The organism is Halomonas sp. ND22Bw (assembly GCF_003011945.1).
Taxonomy (GTDB): Bacteria; Pseudomonadota; Gammaproteobacteria; order Pseudomonadales; family Halomonadaceae; genus Halomonas; species Halomonas halophila.
This window is the reverse complement of record NZ_PXWD01000198.1, coordinates 1-431: the sequence shown is the minus strand read 5'-3', so window position 1 is coordinate 431 and position 431 is coordinate 1. Positions and strand designations below refer to the sequence as shown.

At 64.5% G+C, this 431-nt stretch carries 1 pseudogene; it reads right to left on the bottom strand.

From position 1 onward, the window contains the following. Positions 1–431, bottom strand: a pseudogene (locus CVH10_RS17665) (hypothetical protein); the annotation flags it as partial.

The window sequence follows — 431 nt, the reverse complement described above, 5'->3', positions numbered from 1 at the left end:
TCGATGACGTCCGGCAGCAGACCAGCGGCCCTGCCGATGAAGCCAGCATCCTCGATGACCGGCTGGATCGGTCCCTGAACGATTCTCGCCATTTCAACGACATCGCCGAACTTGTTCAGATTGCCGCGCACCACGGACCAGAAGGTCTCGCCAAGGTCCACGCCCAGCGCCTGAAGCCGAGGCTTGGCCGTGTCGTAATCCATGACGTGCAGCGCCTGGGCGTTCAGCCGGTCCAGATCCGCCGTGTCGTAGCGCGCCGGCGAACGGCCCATCTTGGAGAAGGCGAAACCGGCGCCCAGCGCTTGGATTGAAGCGCCGACCTCCAGCGGATCGGACGTGCCGATCCGACCCAGGTGGCTCGTGATGGCGATGGGCTCATAGCCCTGGTCGCGCATGTCGCTGATCGACAGCGATCCCAGACGCTTGGACAG